Consider the following 17,358-nt stretch of genomic DNA (forward strand, 5'->3'; position numbering starts at 1 on the left):
GCTCATCGTGTATGAGTCATTCCTTTTTTCATAGATTAACTTGCCTGTTTTTTATTATTTTCTTTCAATTTCTCTGCTTGTAAAAAGCGATTCGTTTCAGCAACAACAATACTACTTAATCCAATTAGACCAATTAAGTTTGGAATGGCCATAAGTCCATTTGCAATATCAGCAAATGTCCATACGATTCCTAGCTTTAAATTAGCACCAATTGCAATCATGACGATAAAGATTGCTTTATAATATTTAACAGCACTTTCTCCGAATAAATAAGCTACACATTTTTCTCCATAATACGACCAGCCTAAAATAGTAGAGTAGGCAAATAAAATAATTGCGATACCGAGAATCATACTACCAGCAGTACCAAATACAGATTGGAATGCAAGTGTTGTAGCTTCAACGCCAGTTTTACCAGATTTCCAAGCACCTGTAGTAATTAATACTAGTCCTGTAATTGTACATACAATAAACGTATCTAGAAAAGTACCAGTCATTGAAACTAAAGCTTGTTTTGCAGGTGAATCAGTTTTTGCAGCCGCAGCAGCAATTGGTGCACTCCCTAAACCAGCTTCGTTCGCAAATACACCACGCGCCATTCCAATTTGAATAGCTGATGCAACTGTTGACCCAATAAAACCACCAGCAGCTGCTGTACCATTAAATGCACCAGAAAAAATAAGTGAAAATGCTTCAGGAATTTGGTCGTAGTGATAGAAAATAATTATAAGACCAGCAATTATATAAAAGAAAGCTTTAATAGGAACGACATAACCCGTCACTTTCCCGATTTTTTTTACACCGCCTAAAATAACAATTGCGATTAAAAATGCCATTAGTATACCAGTTAAAGCAGGAGGGAAAGAGAAATTAATTCGCATTGCCTCTGCAACTGAATTAGATTGCACCATATTACCAATACCGAAAGAAGCAGTTGTACCGAATATAGCGAATAATACTGCTAGCCATTTCTTACCCAAACCACGTTCTAAATAATACATTGGCCCACCTGAATATTCACCATTTTCATTACTAACACGGTATTTCACTGCAAGTATTGCTTCAGCATACTTTGTTGCCATACCGAACAATGCGGTAATCCACATCCAAAATATTGCACCAGGTCCACCTATAGTGACAGCTGTTGCAACACCGGCTATATTTCCCATACCAATCGTTGCGGCCATAGCTGTCATGAGTGCTTGGAAGTGACTAATATCTCCAGAAGAAGAAGTATCTTCTGATTTTTTAAACGCTAGTTTGTGAGCGTATAATAGTTTACTAAACTGTAAACCTTTCAAACGCATTGTGAGAATGACACCAGTTCCAACGAGTAGCAACAAAGTTGGTAATCCCCACACGTATTGATTTAGTTGTTCTAATACTTTACTTACTGTCTCCATCTTTATTCTCCTTTTTTAGAAAAAATAAAAACCACTTCAAGTAAATGAAATGGTCTCTGGAGAAACAAGGGATAGAAAAATAAACCGATACAATCGGCTTTTTCTTTCGCTTGTCTCTGTCCTTTTACCTGAGAGATTATCCGCTAAAGTAGCGGATTTGCTCCTTCGGTGCTCGTTTTCCTCCGCGCTCTATAAAAGCGAGAGGGAGTCTCTCCAGAGATTCGTCCCCATGCAGTTCTACTTGTAACCAAGACCTGAGAGTTTCAAAGTTGGTATAACAACTTTTTGCCCCGTCGGTAGATCAATAGACCTTCTCCTGAATGGTTCATCCGAATTATAAAATTTATAAACACATTGATTGTAAATCAATAAAAATATTATAGACATACAAATTGTGAATTGCAATCATTTTTTATTTTAAAATAGTAAATAGTTTTATTTTTTTGTAAGTCCTAATTTATCTTCAACTTCATTTAAAGTAGATAAAGCGATGACAATATGTTGATCCGCAAGTCCTAAAGCTTGTTTTGTTTTTTCAATAGTTTCATTGGTTGGAATAGAGTTATTTGTTCCGTCTATAATCAAATTTGCTGCATTTTTCATGAAATTTGATGCGGATTTAAACTGAGTTGTGAATTGAATTAGTTGTTTTTGTATATCTATATCTGTGATGTTTTCTTCAATTTTAAGTGTGTCTATTTCGTTCATAATTGTTTCATACTGCTTGGAAACGGCATTCATTGTAACTAATAGTTTATTTCGATCTACTGAATCTCCATTCGTGTTAATCTCTTCCCAGGCAGGCAACCAATCTTTTTCAATGATTTCATTATAATTAGTAGTCAATTCATTAATTTTAGGTTGTAATTTCGTTTTGAAAGTTTTTGTATCCGCTGTTTCTACAGGTGCTTTTTCGTTGTTATTTTTAACATTAGTAACGTAGAAAATTGTACCGAAAATGATGAAAATAGAAATAATAACTGTCCATTTAGTAAAAAGTAATTTCTGCAATATGTAACGCCTCCAAAATTTAAAAACTTATAATTATAATATATAACAATAATGTTGTTTGGAGTAGAGAAAATAGGTTGGAAATGATTTAAATTATATCTTTTCTATACATAAATAATTAAAGTTAGTAAAATGATGAAAGTTATATGTGAGAAAAGAGGGTTTTTAGTGAAAATGAATAGAAGAAAATTAGTTTCAAGTATTTCAATGGCTATGTTATTAGTTGGTGTAATTGCATTCATATTTATGAATAAAGAATCTAAAATTAAAGGTTTTCCAGTACCAATGTCAGCAATTCATATTAACGATGATAAGGAAGAGGATTATCAATATATAAGTGTAATGCCAATTACAAAGGCGAGTGGATGGGAGAACTTAGGGGAAAACGGGCATACTGTTAGTTTTAAAAAGGGGGAGCGGAAGGTAACTGTATTACATTATCCAGGAGAAATTACGTATTATTTGTTTGAAAAATAATTGATGATAAAAGAGATAGGGAGTAGATGATAATGTAAGATTGTTTACTTTCTATCTTTTTTGGATTTTAATTCTGAATTGTTTGAATTTAAATTATTATGCGTATAGTATAAAATAATATGTTTTATTGAATGATATAGATAATCGGTAATACATAATAATGTTATGTAAACTATAAACAGGGTAAGAAAGCAAGAGATTTTAATTTTTATATTTTAGATGTATTTTTACACGGTAAGTATTCCAATAATCAACTTACAACATTTACGGAGGGCATCAAACTTTGAATAAGTAATGGAGTTGATAACAAAATAAATTAACGTTTGTGTATATGGAAAAATAGAAAGTATGGCGAGTGGGAAATGGATCGAATCATAAGGGGGAATTAAAAATGTTACTAAAAACAATCTACTGTAAGGTGGAAGAAGAGAAAAAAGAATTGTTTTCCAGTGCGCAAGAAAAATGGCGTGATATACAACACCTAGAGGGTTTTCATGGACAATTTGGTGGATGGAATGAAGATGAGGCATGTGTATTTACTTTATGGGAAGATAGAAGTGTATATCAATCATTTATGAATGGAGCTCACGATACAATTTATTTAAATAGTAATCAAGAGAATACGTTTCTTTCATGTGAAATTGAATTATTTCAAACGTTGTATGATATAACTGATATGCATTTGAAAGACGTTGTAATAGAGGGGGCATTCGTAAGAGTTGCTATATGTGATGTAAAGTTGGAAAAGGAAAAGTATTTTTTACATAAGCAAGAAACAATTTGGAATAAAGGAATGGAAAAAGCAAAAGGAATGCTAGGTGGAGTAGTTGGGAAGTCTTTAAAAAATGAAAATCGTTACATAATGTTAACGTATTGGAAAGATGAAATAGCGCACCAACATTATGTGGAAGAGATTTTCCCAGATTTATATAAATTAGCTAATATTCATGAAGATATAGAAAAGATACAAGGAAAACAAGCTGTATGTAAGGAAGAATGGCTTGTATATTAAACGATGAAAAAGTGCATAAATGATTGTATAATAACGATATTTTCTTATAAACAAGTAATTAATAGAAGACGTTATATACCCTTTCATGTTAATATATTTAAGTTATAATAGGAGGCTTACCCTTTTGTATTGTACGGTAGAAGCAGTGTGAGCTTGAAATTTTTTTAGAAAAGGATGTGCCTAATTTGCGTATCAATAAATTTATTAGTGAAGCTGGAAAAGCGTCTCGACGTGGAGCGGATAAACTAATTAATGAGAGAAGAGTAATTATTAACGGTAAGGTTGCAAAAATTGGTGACCAAGTGAACCCAGGTGATGATGTACGAGTAAATGGAGAGCAGCTTCGAATTGCTCGAGATCACGTATATATCGCTTTAAATAAACCAGTAGGTATTACATGTACGAGTGAAAAAGCTGTAAAAGGTAATATTATCGATTTAGTGAACCATCCTTTACGAATTAGTCACATTGGACGTCTTGATAAAGACTCAGACGGTTTAATTTTATTAACGAATGATGGTGATATTGTTAATGAAATTTTACGTGCTGAAAACAAACATGAGAAAGAATATATCGTTTCAGTAGATAAGCCAATTACACCTGATTTCTTAGAGAAAATGGCAGCGGGTGTTAAAATTTTAGGAACAAAAACGCTTCCTTGTGAGGTTACACAGTTATCAAAATATGAGTTCCAAATTATTTTAACACAAGGGCTAAATCGTCAAATTCGCCGTATGTGTGAAGCTTTAGGTTATCAAGTATACACGTTAAAACGTACGAGAATTATGAATATCGAATTGAATAATTTACCAGTTGGGCAGTGGAGAGATTTAACGAAGAAAGAGAAAAGACGTCTATTTGCAGACTTAAATTACGAACCACAAGATTGGTAAAATTGTGAAGTGAAACCAAAAAAATTTGGTTTCACTTTTTTAATTAAATAAATAATTTTTTTAAACACTTGCAAAAATAAAATGAATAAGATATATTAAATAACAATAAATGGATGTTTTGCAAAAAGCAAAGAAAAGGACACGAGTTATTTTACCCGGTTATACAGAGAAGGAAGGAGAGCTGAGAACTTCCTAACGCAGAAAAATAACTTACCACCTTAGAGCTGCACTAGGGAAATTAAGTATCTAGTGCCGTGTATGCGACGTTATCGCAAAAGAAGCCATTATGTTTTTTGTGATGGGAATCTGGGTGGAACCACGGATATAAGCATATTCGTCCCTATATTTAGGGATGAATATGCTTTTTTGCATTCAATTTCATAATAAGCGAAGAAAAGGACACGAGTTATTTTACCCGGTTATACAGAGAAGGAAGGAAAGCTGAGAACTTCCTAACGCAGAAAAATAACTTACCACCTTAGAGCTGCACTGGGGAAATTAAGTATCTAGTGCCGTATAAACGACGTTACCGTAAAAGAAGCCATTGCATTTTGTGATGGGAATCTGGGTGGAACCACGGGTATAAGCACGCTCGTCCCTATTTTAGGGATGAGTGTGCTTTTTATTATGAAATGGAGAGATGAAAAATGAAAGAACAAATGATTGAAATTAAATTTCCAGATGGTAGCGTGAAAGAATTTGGAAAAGGAATTACTTTAGAAGAAATTGCGGGATCTATTAGTAGTAGTTTGAAAAAGAAAGCAGTCGCGGGGAAAGTAAATGATGGATTATATGATTTACGCCGAAATATTGAAGAAAATGCGGAAGTAGAAATCATTACTATAGATTCAAATGAAGGTGTAGAAATTGCAAGACACTCTGCGGCACATATTTTAGCGCAAGCTGTAAAAAGAATGTATGGTGATATAAATCTTGGGGTAGGGCCTGTTATTGAAAATGGATTTTATTATGATATGGATCTTCCAAGTAGTGTAAACATAGAAGATTTACGAAAAATCGAAAAAGAAATGAAAAAGATTATAAATGAAAATATAAAGATAGAACGAGTTGAGGTTTCTCGAGAAGAAGCAGCAAAACTGTTTCAAGAAATGAACGATCGCTTGAAATTAGAACTTTTAGAAGCAATTCCTAGTGGGGAAAGTGTAACACTATATAAACAAGGTGAATTTGTAGATTTATGTAGAGGGCCACATTTACCATCAACAGGTTATTTGAAAGCATTTCAATTAACTCACGTTTCCGGTGCATATTGGCGAGGTAATAGTAATAACCAAGTGCTTCAGCGCATATATGGTGTTGCATTCTCTTCTCAAAAAGAATTAGAAGAGTATTTACATTTCGTTGAAGAAGCAGCAAAAAGAAATCATCGTAAGTTAGGCAATGAGCTTGAGTTATTTATGTTTTCTGAAGAGGCTCCGGGAATGCCGTTTTATTTACCGAAAGGACAAATGATTCGTAACGAATTGGAAGCATTTTTAAGAGGAATTCAAAAAGAGTACAATTATCAAGAAGTACGCACTCCGTTCATGATGAACCAAGAAGTATGGGAGAGATCAGGGCACTGGGGACATTATAAAGATAATATGTATTTCTCTGAAGTAGATAATAAAAGTTTTGCATTAAAACCGATGAACTGCCCAGGGCACATGCTTATGTTTAAAAATAAATTGCATTCTTATCGTGAATTACCGATTCGTATGTGTGAATTCGGTCAAGTACATCGCCATGAATTTAGTGGTGCGTTAAACGGATTATTAAGAGTACGTACTTTCTGCCAAGATGATGCACATTTATTTGTAACTCCAAAACAAATTGAAAATGAAATCAAATCCGTAATGGCGCAAATTGATTACGTATATAAAACTTTTGGATTCGAATATGAAGTAGAGCTTTCTACTCGTCCAGAAGATTCAATGGGTGACGATAAATTATGGGAGCAAGCAGAAGCAGCATTAGAAAATGTATTACAATCGCTAAATTATAAATATAGACTAAATGAAGGTGACGGTGCATTTTACGGGCCGAAAATTGATTTTCATATTAAAGATGCTTTAAATAGAAGTCACCAGTGCGGAACAATCCAGCTTGATTTCCAAATGCCAGAGAAATTTGATTTAAATTATATAGATGAAAATAATGAAAAGAAAAGACCAGTTGTTATTCACAGGGCAGTTTTAGGGTCATTAGATCGCTTCTTAGCAATATTAATTGAGCACTTTGGAGGGGCGTTCCCGGCATGGGTGGCACCAGTTCAAGTGAAAGTAATTCCAGTTTCAAATGCAGTACATGAACAATATGCCAATGAGATTGCACATAAATTAGCACAAGCTGGAGTTCGTGTTGAAGAGGATGCACGAGATGAAAAATTAGGATATAAAATAAGAGAAGCACAAATGCAAAAAGTACCGTATATTCTTGTTATTGGGGATAAGGAAATGGAAAACGGAGCTGTAAATGTACGTAAATATGGAGAAGAGAAGTCAGAAGTTGTTGCGCTAGATGTATTTGTGGCAAGTATTGAAGAAGAAATAAAGAATAGAAAATATTGATTGTAAAGAAAACACACTATTAGAAATTAGTGTGTTTTCTTTTTTATCTTACAAAAATGTAAGGTAAATGTAAGCGAAATCGAGGGAACGAGTTGTAGAAAAATGAGAATATGAAGTAGGAAATAGGAAATAGGTTCATGTTAAGGGTGTAACTCTTATTGGATGAATAATTAAAAAATTCTTAAGGATTTACATGACAAAATAATAAGAAATATGTGAGAAATTGATTTTATACAAAAGGGATGGAGTGAAAGAGATGTCAACAAATGTAGTTACTGTAGAAAGTGTAGAAAAAACGTATGGGAAAAGAAATGAGAATCAGTCAAAAGCATTAAGGGGTGTATCGTTAAGTATTAAAGAAGGGGAATTTGTCGGGATCATGGGACCTTCTGGTTCTGGAAAAACGACTTTACTTAATGTGATAAGTACACTTGACCAAGCGACAGGTGGTAGTGTGACGATAGCTGGTACAAATATTACTTCTATGAAGGGCAATGCGTTATCTGATTTTCGCTCTCAAAAATTAGGTTTTATCTTTCAAGATTTTAACTTACTAGAAAATTTATCAATTTATGAAAATATCGCTTTACCACTTTCTTTGCAAGGCGTACCATCAAGTGAGATTACTGGAAAGGTAAATGACGTTGCGAAGAAATTAGGCATCACTGAAATTTTAACAAAATATCCGACGGCTGTTTCTGGGGGACAAAAGCAAAGAACAGCGGCGGCAAGAGCTTTAGTACATAATCCAGCAATTGTATTAGCAGATGAACCGACAGGAGCGCTTGATAGTAAAAATGCAAAAAGTTTATTAGAAGCGATGCAAGATTTACATGAAAATCATAATGTAAGTATTTTAATGGTTACACACGATGCATTTAGTGCAAGTTATTGTGAGCGTATTTTATTTATTCAAGATGGTCTTCTTTATAAAGAATTAAATCGTCAAGGCACTCGAGAGAATTTCTATCAAGACATTTTAGGTGTGCTCGCTCATATGGGCTCAGCTGCTGAGTCTAAGTAGGGGGCGAAACTATGTTATTTAAATTATCACGTCATAGTATGAAAAAGATGTTAAAAGATTATATGGTTTTACTTATTGGCCTCGTTATTAGTATTAGTATTTTCTACATGTTCCAAACAATGGCGATGAATAGTGAATTTACGAAAGATAATAGCCTAATTAGTAGTATTAGACTCGTCTTTTGGGTAGGTGCAATACTATTATCTTTCATTACTGTATTTTATATTATATATGCCAACTCTTTCTTACTTACGTTAAGAAGAAAGGAACTCGGTATGTACATGATGCTTGGTGCAAAAAAGAAAAAAGTAGCACAGTTATTATTTATTGAAACATTCGGTATGGGTATTGTCAGTATTATTATCGGTATTTTAGTAGGGATGTTACTTGCAAGTGTAGCAGGAAACTTTTTAATGAATGGAATGGAAATTTCAGCAAAAGGTAGTTATGCATCTGTATACACACCAGCAATTTTAGTTACAGCTATTTTCTTCTTAATACTATTTTTCATTACTGGCTTAATGAACAGTGTCCGATTGTTACGTAAAACTGAACTAGAGTTAATTCGTGAAGATGAAACACTAGATGAAGTAAAGAAAAGTAAAACTCGCATTATTATAATGACAGTACTTGGTATATTACTAGTAAGTACAGGGTACTATTTTATGATCAATGTAAAAATATATGCTGAATTAGGTTTTATTATAGCAACCATCGTTACAACACTTGGAACATATTTTATCTTTAGTTCATTACTCCCATTTTTTGTGATGAAAATTAAGGGGAATAAAAAACGAAATGAAACTGGTCTAAATAGTTTTACATATGCACAGCTACGCTTTCGAGTAAATAGTTTATCGAGAGTATTAGGTACTGTAGCAATGTTAATTGCATTAGGCGCAGGTGCGATGACGGCAGGTATGGCTTTCCAAAAAAATGTAGGTATTATGACAGACTTTTCTCGTGTATATGATGTTGTAATTCATGATCCGAATGATCAAGACAAAGCTGCCTTAAAAGAAATGGAAATTGTTGAAGAAAGCAAGTACAACTATAAAGTTGATGGAGAAGCGGTTTATTATTTACGTAACGACTTAACTGCGAAACCACCACTTGTTTCAGACCATTTTGATACAAAAACGTTAAAAGAGCCTGTTCGTAAACGTGTGACTGAACCTTTAACTGAACCTGTATATTCAGCTTTAGAGGCTCCTGAATTAGCAAAATTCCCTCAAATGCCAAAGGATTGGGAAGACGCAGTTGTAAGAGAGATACAAATTACGCATAATCAATTTAGCGGAAAACCAGTAAGAATTGCAGACGAAGAGCATTATAAAGGAATTCAAGGAACAGAACACACTGTAACATTAGCAAAAGTAGATGATATGAAAAAATATAAACCGTTATTGATCGAAATAGACAAGAGACAAAAAGCACAAATTGAAAAAGCAACAGGTGAAAAGGTAGACTTATTTACGAAAATGACAATTTATCAGTTTATGAACAGCTTCATGAGCGGAACAATGTTTATGGGATTTTTCCTCGGAATTGCCTTTTTAGCAATGATGGCAAGTTCCCTTATGTTCAAAATATTAACAGGTGCTTCTCGCGACGTACGCCGTTATGAAATGTTACGAAAAATTGGTGTGAGACGCAGTATGTTAACGAAAAGTATATATAAAGAAATTTCATATTTATTTATCTTCCCAGCGATCATTGGCATTTCTCACGTTTTAGTAGGTCTTAACTTATTTAGCTTTATATTAGTTGACCCGTTTGTGAAAGTGTGGGTGCCAATAGGAATTTTCTTAGTCATTTATTTCATTTATTACTGGATAACTGTTCAACTTTATAAAGGTATGGTAATGCCGAAAGAAGAGGTAGCTAAATAGTTTATGAAAAGAGTCCTTGTGTTGAGAATAAGGGCTCTTTTTTTATGTTTTTTATAAAGAAGGAAAAGATTGGATAATGGTCGAAAAATATAATGTAACTTCCAAGAAATGACTAAAACAATACTATTTTGTCGAGAGAAAGGATACGAAGTATGAAAGAAATGCTACAGTTATTTCGCAACAAAGTGTATGCACGTTTTTTTCTAGCAAATATTTTAGAGCGACTCGGTTCTATGATAGCTGGAATTTCTTTAATGTTTTATTTGCTAGATCAATACGGAAAACAACCAGTTTACGCAACGATGACACAAATTATGATTGCATTACCTGCATTAATCTTTTTTCTATTGGTAGGGACAGTAGTGGATCGATTTGATAGACAACGTATATGTACAGTAAGTAACATATGTTGCTCGCTCTGTAATATTGGAATCCTAATTTCGCTTTATTACGGGATGATTATACTTGTCTTTATATTTTTATTTTTGGAAAATGCGTGTATACAATTTTTCTCTCCAGCAGAACAATCGATGATACAGGGAGTAGTTGAATCAGACCAATACGGTGCAGCAGCGGGTATTAATCAAATGGTAAATAGTTTGTATGCTTTGTTTGGTGTAGGAATTGCAACGATGGTGTACTGGACTTTTGGAATTTACGGGAGCATTTTAGTAAATACGCTCACTTTTATTATGAGTGGTATTTTGATTCAAACAATCTCCATTCCAGAAAAAGTTCGTTTACCAAATGGTAGAACAAAATGGAAAGAAGTTAATTTGAAGATGTTAATAACAGAGTTTAAAGAAGGGATTAGGTATATATACCAAAATGAAACTTTAAAAAAATTACTTTTAGGATTTATCGTATTTGGATTATTAAATGGTGTTTTAAGTGTATCCACTACTTACATATTAAAATACAAACTAGCTCCAGAAACGTATGAAAGTTTAGCAATGGTGGGCGGTGTAGTTGGAGGGATTTCATTACTAATTGGAAGCATAGTAGCAACGAGTATAGGTAAGAAATATGCACCAAAATCTATTATAGTTTTTGGTATGGCAGGCTCAGGAGTCTTCTTTGGTATGTGTTACTTTGTAAATTACGTATGGACTTTTTATGTATGTATCGCTTTAGCGACATTCTTTTTACCGTTTATTAATGTTGCAATATCAGGATGGATGTATGAGATCGTAGAAGAATCGTTTATGGGGCGTGTTCAAAGTTTGCTAAGTCCATTAACGACAGGGTTTCAATTGTTATCTCTTGGAGCGATAGCTATGTTATTCCCAAAATGGATTGAGGCGGATACTTTGTATATTATTTTATTTGGTTTATTATTTTTTGTTACGTGTTTATACCAAGCTATTTTACCTAGTGGGCAAAAGCGAGTACATGTTGTAGCTAAAGAGATGTGACATATTTAGCTCTTTTTGTTTCTAGATATTCTATCGAATGGTAAGGGGTAATAGTTATGTTCATGCGAACTGCTAAGTGGTGTTGGATTACTTGTTTACAATTATTAGCTGCAATTCTATGTATAATCTGTTTAGGTGCGCTCCCTCGATTATTTAAGGGATTGCAAATTGATTTAATCGGTTTTTGGAACACGATTGTGTTTATTGGAGGAAAGTTACTCCGACCATGGGAAATTACATTTGGATTTCGAGACTCGAGGAAATTATTTCCACAAATATGGATTCATTATAGTGAAACTATGATTGTATTTCTATCAGCTTTTTTACTATCTTTGCTTATAGCGTATGTACTTGTTGTTTGGGTATTGCAGCGTTCTCATATGAAGCAAAAAATGTGGAATGGAGTTTTTCTTACGCTAGAGAGTATACCGGATATATTACTTATTTTATTATCACAACTTCTTGTCGTAATTATTTTTCAAAAAACAGGTTTTATGCCAATAAAACTTGCTGGATTAGGAGAAGAGAGAGTACGATTGTTACCGATTATATGTCTTACAATACCAACAACGTTATTATTTATTAAACTATTGTTATTACGTTTTAAAGAAGAAATGGAGAAAGATTATAGTATATTTGCGAAGAGTAAAGGACTAAGTTTGCAGCATATTTTAACACATCATGTTTCAAGGAATGTTTTATTGACGACAATTTACTATGCGAAAACAAATATTTTATTTATGCTATCCAATTTATATATTATCGAATGGATTTTTAATACATATGGAATGTTTGTATTTGTAAAAGAAAATTCTAAATTAGAAATATTTACAGTGAGTCTAGTTATATTATACGTTCCGCTTTTTATACTATTTCGTATATTACATACGCTTTTACAAAATGTTATAAGGGAGCGTGTGTAACATGTGGCAAGTTGTAAAAAGAGATGTGAGATTTTGGATAGGTGTTACTTTTCTGAGTGTACTAATGATTATTAGTATTGGATATACGTTATTTTTCGATGGGAATATTCGTGAACTTACGATGATGTATAATGAAAAAGGAGAACTAGAGGCTGCTCCATTTTCGCCATCAAGTAAATTTTGGTTCGGAAGTGATACGAAAGGCCGTGACCTTGTCCAATTAATAATAGAAGGCGCGAAATGGACAGTTGGAGCGAGTATAATTATAGCAACTTTACGAGTTATAGTTGGAGGAGGGATTGGTTTACTTCTTGGTATGTATGGTAAGCGATCTTTTCCGGTTATCTCATCCTTTTTTGATCCTTTTAGTATTGTACCAATGGTTATGATTTCTTATTTTATGTTAAATGAAGTTTTAACGTTTGATAGTGGAGCGGAAGTTGTGCCGTTGTATTTGCGGGTGACATTTCAAATTATAGTTCTTACATGTCTTGCTGTACCAACAGTTATGTTGTATGTAGCGCAAGAAGTTAAACGTATTAAGAAAGAAGAATTTATGTTGGCAGCCACTGTGCTTGGCGGGAGTAAATGGCAGAGGTTGAAGCGCCATATATGGCCTCATATGTTACCATCATTTCTTTTATTAGTAGCACAACAATTTGTGAGTACTTTATTACTTCTTTTACACCTTGGTTTGTTGCAATTATTTTTTGGTGGAACAATAACCTTCAGTGGAATGGATCCAGATAGTGTAACAAAAGAATGGACAGGATTAATTGGTCAAAACTTCCGGCACTTAACTACTCATACATGGATTGTACTTATACCGATTGCTTTTTATAGTATGACAATCTTAGCTGGAAACCTAATTAGTAATAGCATGCAAGATGCGATTAAGCTAGGAAATGTGAGAAGGCCAGAGCGAGAAGGTAGAGAAGTGCAAGTAGAGAAACAAGTACAACCAACTATGAATGATTTTTCTTTTTATAGGGAGATACAAAAGTAAAGAAAGATAGCTGAAGACAAATTGTTTTCAGCTATCTTTTTTCGCTTAAAGTGGAGGTAAATCAATCTTACCTTCTTCAAATAATTCTTTTATCATATGCTTCGTATAACCAGCGGCTTGACCAAATGTGATTTTTGCTGGCATTGGTGCTTCGTTAGCATCTACAACTACATCAATAATACATGGTTTATTTTGTTTTACTGCATTTTCGAAAGCGGGAAGTAGTTCATCTAAATTCTCAACACGGTATCCAATACCTCCACACGCCTCTGCATATTTTGCGAAATCTGGGTTCGTTAAGTCTGTTTCGAATTCGATATTACCCATAACTTCTTGCTCGAATTTAATCATCGCAATTTTATTATTGTTTAATACGACGACAACGATTGGTAATTTATATTTTACAGCTGTTACGAAGTCATTCATCGTCATTCCAAATCCACCATCACCACAAACTGCAAATACTTGTTTATCCGGGAAAGCAATTTTTCCAGCAAGTGCACCAGGTAAACCGCAGCCAAGTGTTGCGAGCCAGCTAGAAATGACAAATTGCTGGTTTGTCATACGGAAGTGTCTTGCGGTCCATACTGTTACATTTCCGACATCGACTGATAGAATTGCGTCATCATGTGCTACTTGCTGCAGAGCATGCATAACGCGTTGTGGTTTAATTGGAATGGAAGAGTCTTCTTCTTGATCGTGTAATTTTTCTTCCCACTTTTTCATCATTTCTTGGTGATGTTCTAAGAAGGAATGGTCTGTGTGTTCTTCAACATTTTCAATTAACCATCGTAATGTTTTATCAGCATCACCAGCTAAACCAATATCTGTCGCATAACGTTTCCCGATTTGGGCAGGATCTGTATCGATATGAATTGTTTTTGCTTTTTCAGGTAAGAAGCCGGTGAACGGATAAGAAGTACCGACCATAATTAAAGTATCTGCATGCTTCATTGCTTCATAAGAAGGTTTCGTTCCAATTAATCCTAATCCACCAATACAAAGAGGGTGTTCATCAGGAATAATTCCTTTAGCTGGTAATGTAAGTACGATTGGAGCACCAATATGTTCTGCCAATGCAAGTAAAGATTCTCTCGCATGTTTTGTTCCTTTTCCAGCTAAAATCACAGGCTTTTTCGCTTCATTTATTGCGAGTTTCGCTGCATCTAAATCTTCTTTTTGTGGAAACAACTCAGGCAAAGTAAAAGAAGTATTTGTAACACGGGCACCATTTTTCACTTCGAATTTCGGGACATCATCTGGAATAGTAAGAACGGATACACCTTTTTTCGTATAAGCCATTCGAATTGCTTGATTCACTACGGCAGGTAGTTGCTCTGCTGACATAATACGCTGGTTATAAACCGCAACATCATCAAACATTCTTTCTAAATTTACTTCTTGGAAAAAGTCCGTTCCAAGTAAATCGGTTTCTACTTGACCTGAAATTGCTAGAACAGGGGCTTTATCGAGTTTCGCATCATATAAACCATTTAATAAATGAATAGCACCAGGCCCTGCAATTGCCATACAAACGCCAAGTTTTCCTGTTAATTTTGCATAGGCAGCCGCTGCTAATGCACCAGCTTCTTCATGGCGAACTTGAATGAATTTAATTTTATCTTGTTTTTTTCTTAAAGCTTCAATGATAGAATTGATGGAATCTCCAGGCATACCGTATATGTGTTCTACTCCCCAGTCAATTAATAAATCAACTAATGCTTCACCGGCTGTTTTCCCAAACATAAGTGTTCCTCCTTATAATAGGTAGATAACATTATGTTTTGGATAAAAAGGAAAAATATACAAATAAGAAAATTTATCTGATTATTTGTAATCTAAGAATCAGTGTGGGAGGAACAAAAGTTTTACTTTAGCAACTTTAATGATGACCAGCGAATAAAGTGAACACTGTTATTAGTAAAAAACCACTAGTTGCCCACATTAGAAATGTAAGGAAAGAGAGCTGTTTCTTAGCTTTCCAAAGCATTTCATGAATTGTGACATATCCAAGTGAACCAATAGCACTTCCCATAATGAGTCCTTGCAGGTGAAGAGCTTTTCCTTCCATCAAAATGCCAAAAACTGTGCCAGTACCGAGAATAAGAGAAAGTAATAAAGTCGTTAATAAAAAGGAAATATATTTATGTTTTGTAAAAAGAAATGGAATAATTAAAGCTAATCCTTCTGGAATATGGTGAACGACAATTGCTATTAAAAAGGGAATGGCAGAGTCATTATGATTTATAAAAGCTGTACCTAACGCAAATCCACTAGGTATATTATGAATAAATATAGCGAAAGAGAGAAAAAGGAAGGTTTGCCATGCTTGTTGATCTTTTTTATGTATCATTGGATGGTGACAATAGTTATCTAATAAGCTCATAACTAAAATACCGATGGCTATACCAAGTATAGGCCCAATCATTTCGTAGCTTGAAAATGTTTCAGGAATAATTTCAAGGGATAAAAGCCCAAGTAAAATTCCGCCACATAATGCGTATAAACGATGCATCTTTTCTTCAATTAGCTGGCGTGTTGCTACTCCAACAGCACCGCCTAATAGTAATCCACCGAACGAAAAAAATGTTACAATCATTGGAATCCATAATCGTTCCATAGTATCACACTCCGATTCTTCCACTTATTTTTAGCTTACGAAAAGGAAAGTTAGAATAGTCCAAGTAATTGTGTTTGATTATAGAGAAAAAAGTAGTGATTCGTTATAATTTATATATTAAATTTAAGTGAGAAAATGAAAAGGGGAATTGGTTATGCAACAAATTAAAAAAATAGGAAACTCATTTTGGTATATGACACCAGTTTCTGAAACAGATAGACCTATATTAGGAATGGTTGTTGGAAAAGAAAAAACTTTAATGATCGATGCAGGGAATTCAGAGGAACATGCACAATTATTTTTAGAAATGTTAAAAGAACAAAATGTATCGAATCCAGATTTCGTAGCACTAACCCATTGGCATTGGGATCATATTTTTGGATTGCCTGTACTACAAGATGCATTGTCTATTGCACATTCTGAAACGAAAAAAGAGATGCGTACACTTGTTTCTTATGAATGGACAGATGAAGCTTTGGACGCACGCGTAAAAGAGGGTACTGAAATTGCATTTTGTGCGGATTGCATCAAGAAAGAGTTTGAAGAAAAAGCGAGAAATATTAACATTATTCCTCCGGCCTTAACGTTCCAGGATCAAATTGAATTAGACCTTGGTGGGGTGACATGCGTGTTAAAACATGTGGGCGGAGATCATGCACATGATTCAGTTGTTATGTACATAAAAGAAGAAAAGATATTATTTTTAGGAGACTGTATATATGCAGATATTTTTTCTTCGAAGTGGAACTATACGACGAAAAGAACGTTTAAATTGATAGATGAATTAGAGAAATTTGATGCTAAGACATATATTCTCTCTCATGGGGAAGCGATAAATCGAGAGGAGTTTTTACAAGAGATTCGTATGTTAAAAACAGTAGGAACTTATACAGAAGCTCATAAAGGTGATGAAGAGAAGATAAAGGCAGCGTATAAACAAGAACTAGATAGAGAATTAAATGAAGATGAGTTAGAAACAATAACTTATTTTGTCAATGGTTATGAAATGAGTAATCAATAAGACACTACATTAATCCAATATAATTAAATTGCACAAAAAGAGTATTGAAATTTAATTCAATACTCTTTTCAATAGTTAAATATGTAGTTTC

At 33.9% G+C, this 17,358-nt stretch carries 14 protein-coding genes, 1 riboswitch and 2 other annotated features; of the genes, 10 read left to right on the forward strand and 4 right to left on the reverse strand.

Features of this window, described 5'->3' with window-relative positions:
- Positions 1–35: 35 nt before the first annotated feature.
- Together ATL10_RS05705 and ATL10_RS05710 are read right to left on the reverse strand one after the other, a co-directional pair.
- Complete coding sequence (locus tag ATL10_RS05705) at positions 36–1,403, reverse strand: alanine/glycine:cation symporter family protein (RefSeq protein WP_016512868.1); 1,368 nt, start codon at positions 1,401–1,403, stop codon at positions 36–38.
- A gap of 106 nt (positions 1,404–1,509) precedes the next feature.
- Positions 1,510–1,630, reverse strand: a riboswitch (glycine riboswitch).
- 208 nt (positions 1,631–1,838) lie between these two features.
- Entirely contained in the window at positions 1,839–2,414 is a 576-nt protein-coding gene (locus tag ATL10_RS05710; protein ID WP_001170865.1) for a hypothetical protein, read from the reverse strand.
- A 132-nt stretch (positions 2,415–2,546) separates the two neighbouring features.
- Between ATL10_RS05710 and ATL10_RS05715 the strand changes: the two genes are divergently transcribed.
- The 9 genes from ATL10_RS05715 (at position 2,547) to ATL10_RS05755 (ending at position 13,626) form a co-directional block, all read left to right on the forward strand.
- Positions 2,547–2,891 carry a hypothetical protein gene (locus tag ATL10_RS05715; protein WP_003278183.1) on the forward strand — a complete coding sequence of 115 codons (345 nt, stop codon included), beginning with the start codon at positions 2,547–2,549 and terminating at the stop codon, positions 2,889–2,891.
- A 391-nt stretch (positions 2,892–3,282) separates the two neighbouring features.
- Complete coding sequence (locus tag ATL10_RS05720) at positions 3,283–3,903, forward strand: YdbC family protein (RefSeq protein WP_065228805.1); 621 nt, start codon at positions 3,283–3,285, stop codon at positions 3,901–3,903.
- A gap of 185 nt (positions 3,904–4,088) precedes the next feature.
- On the forward strand, positions 4,089–4,796 hold the full coding sequence (gene rluF, locus ATL10_RS05725; RefSeq protein ID WP_001222162.1) for a 23S rRNA pseudouridine(2604) synthase RluF: 708 nt from the start codon (positions 4,089–4,091) through the stop codon (positions 4,794–4,796).
- 121 nt (positions 4,797–4,917) lie between these two features.
- Positions 4,918–5,141: a binding site (T-box leader), on the forward strand.
- Positions 5,142–5,177: 36 nt separating this feature from the next.
- Positions 5,178–5,399 (forward strand) — a binding site (T-box leader).
- 44 nt (positions 5,400–5,443) lie between these two features.
- Complete coding sequence (thrS, locus tag ATL10_RS05730) at positions 5,444–7,366, forward strand: threonine--tRNA ligase (protein WP_100910288.1); 1,923 nt, start codon at positions 5,444–5,446, stop codon at positions 7,364–7,366.
- 256 nt (positions 7,367–7,622) lie between these two features.
- Positions 7,623–8,390 (forward strand): ABC transporter ATP-binding protein, encoded by a 768-nt coding sequence (locus ATL10_RS05735; protein WP_000106426.1) that lies wholly within the window; start codon positions 7,623–7,625, stop codon positions 8,388–8,390.
- Positions 8,391–8,401: 11 nt separating this feature from the next.
- On the forward strand, positions 8,402–10,282 hold the full coding sequence (locus ATL10_RS05740) for an FtsX-like permease family protein (protein WP_098508846.1): 1,881 nt from the start codon (positions 8,402–8,404) through the stop codon (positions 10,280–10,282).
- A gap of 143 nt (positions 10,283–10,425) precedes the next feature.
- Positions 10,426–11,697 (forward strand): MFS transporter, encoded by a 1,272-nt coding sequence (locus ATL10_RS05745; protein ID WP_254904529.1) that lies wholly within the window; start codon positions 10,426–10,428, stop codon positions 11,695–11,697.
- A gap of 56 nt (positions 11,698–11,753) precedes the next feature.
- On the forward strand, positions 11,754–12,620 hold the full coding sequence (locus ATL10_RS05750; protein ID WP_141553443.1) for an ABC transporter permease subunit: 867 nt from the start codon (positions 11,754–11,756) through the stop codon (positions 12,618–12,620).
- A gap of 1 nt (position 12,621) precedes the next feature.
- Complete coding sequence (locus ATL10_RS05755; RefSeq protein ID WP_097911758.1) at positions 12,622–13,626, forward strand: ABC transporter permease subunit; 1,005 nt, start codon at positions 12,622–12,624, stop codon at positions 13,624–13,626.
- 45 nt (positions 13,627–13,671) lie between these two features.
- Here the strand turns inward: ATL10_RS05755 and ATL10_RS05760 are convergent, their stop codons facing one another.
- Both ATL10_RS05760 and ATL10_RS05765 read right to left on the reverse strand, forming a co-directional pair.
- Complete coding sequence (locus ATL10_RS05760) at positions 13,672–15,372, reverse strand: pyruvate oxidase (protein WP_098202927.1); 1,701 nt, start codon at positions 15,370–15,372, stop codon at positions 13,672–13,674.
- Between the two features lie 136 nt (positions 15,373–15,508).
- Entirely contained in the window at positions 15,509–16,246 is a 738-nt protein-coding gene (locus ATL10_RS05765; RefSeq protein ID WP_000440626.1) for a ZIP family metal transporter, read from the reverse strand.
- A gap of 154 nt (positions 16,247–16,400) precedes the next feature.
- Between ATL10_RS05765 and ATL10_RS05770 the strand changes: the two genes are divergently transcribed.
- Positions 16,401–17,267 (forward strand): MBL fold metallo-hydrolase, encoded by an 867-nt coding sequence (locus tag ATL10_RS05770; RefSeq protein WP_097911754.1) that lies wholly within the window; start codon positions 16,401–16,403, stop codon positions 17,265–17,267.
- Positions 17,268–17,358 lie beyond the last annotated feature (91 nt).

Source organism: Bacillus sp. 196mf (assembly GCF_003217275.1).
Lineage (GTDB): Bacteria > Bacillota > Bacilli > Bacillales > Bacillaceae_G > Bacillus_A > Bacillus_A thuringiensis_S.

Excerpts from the sequence above, each read along its gene's own strand:
- ATL10_RS05720 (WP_065228805.1), top strand. The coding sequence starts at position 3,283 with ATGTTACTAAAAACAATCTACTGTAAGGTGGAAGAAGAGAAAAAAGAA.
- ATL10_RS05715 (WP_003278183.1), top strand. The coding sequence starts at position 2,547 with ATGATGAAAGTTATATGTGAGAAAAGAGGGTTTTTAGTGAAAATGAAT.
- ATL10_RS05770 (WP_097911754.1), top strand. The coding sequence starts at position 16,401 with ATGCAACAAATTAAAAAAATAGGAAACTCATTTTGGTATATGACACCA.
- thrS (WP_100910288.1), top strand. The coding sequence starts at position 5,444 with ATGAAAGAACAAATGATTGAAATTAAATTTCCAGATGGTAGCGTGAAA.
- ATL10_RS05735 (WP_000106426.1), top strand. The coding sequence starts at position 7,623 with ATGTCAACAAATGTAGTTACTGTAGAAAGTGTAGAAAAAACGTATGGG.
- ATL10_RS05760 (WP_098202927.1), bottom strand. The coding sequence starts at position 15,372 with ATGTTTGGGAAAACAGCCGGTGAAGCATTAGTTGATTTATTAATTGAC.
- ATL10_RS05765 (WP_000440626.1), bottom strand. The coding sequence starts at position 16,246 with ATGGAACGATTATGGATTCCAATGATTGTAACATTTTTTTCGTTCGGT.
- ATL10_RS05705 (WP_016512868.1), bottom strand. The coding sequence starts at position 1,403 with ATGGAGACAGTAAGTAAAGTATTAGAACAACTAAATCAATACGTGTGG.
- ATL10_RS05740 (WP_098508846.1), top strand. The coding sequence starts at position 8,402 with ATGTTATTTAAATTATCACGTCATAGTATGAAAAAGATGTTAAAAGAT.
- ATL10_RS05750 (WP_141553443.1), top strand. The coding sequence starts at position 11,754 with ATGTTCATGCGAACTGCTAAGTGGTGTTGGATTACTTGTTTACAATTA.
- ATL10_RS05755 (WP_097911758.1), top strand. The coding sequence starts at position 12,622 with ATGTGGCAAGTTGTAAAAAGAGATGTGAGATTTTGGATAGGTGTTACT.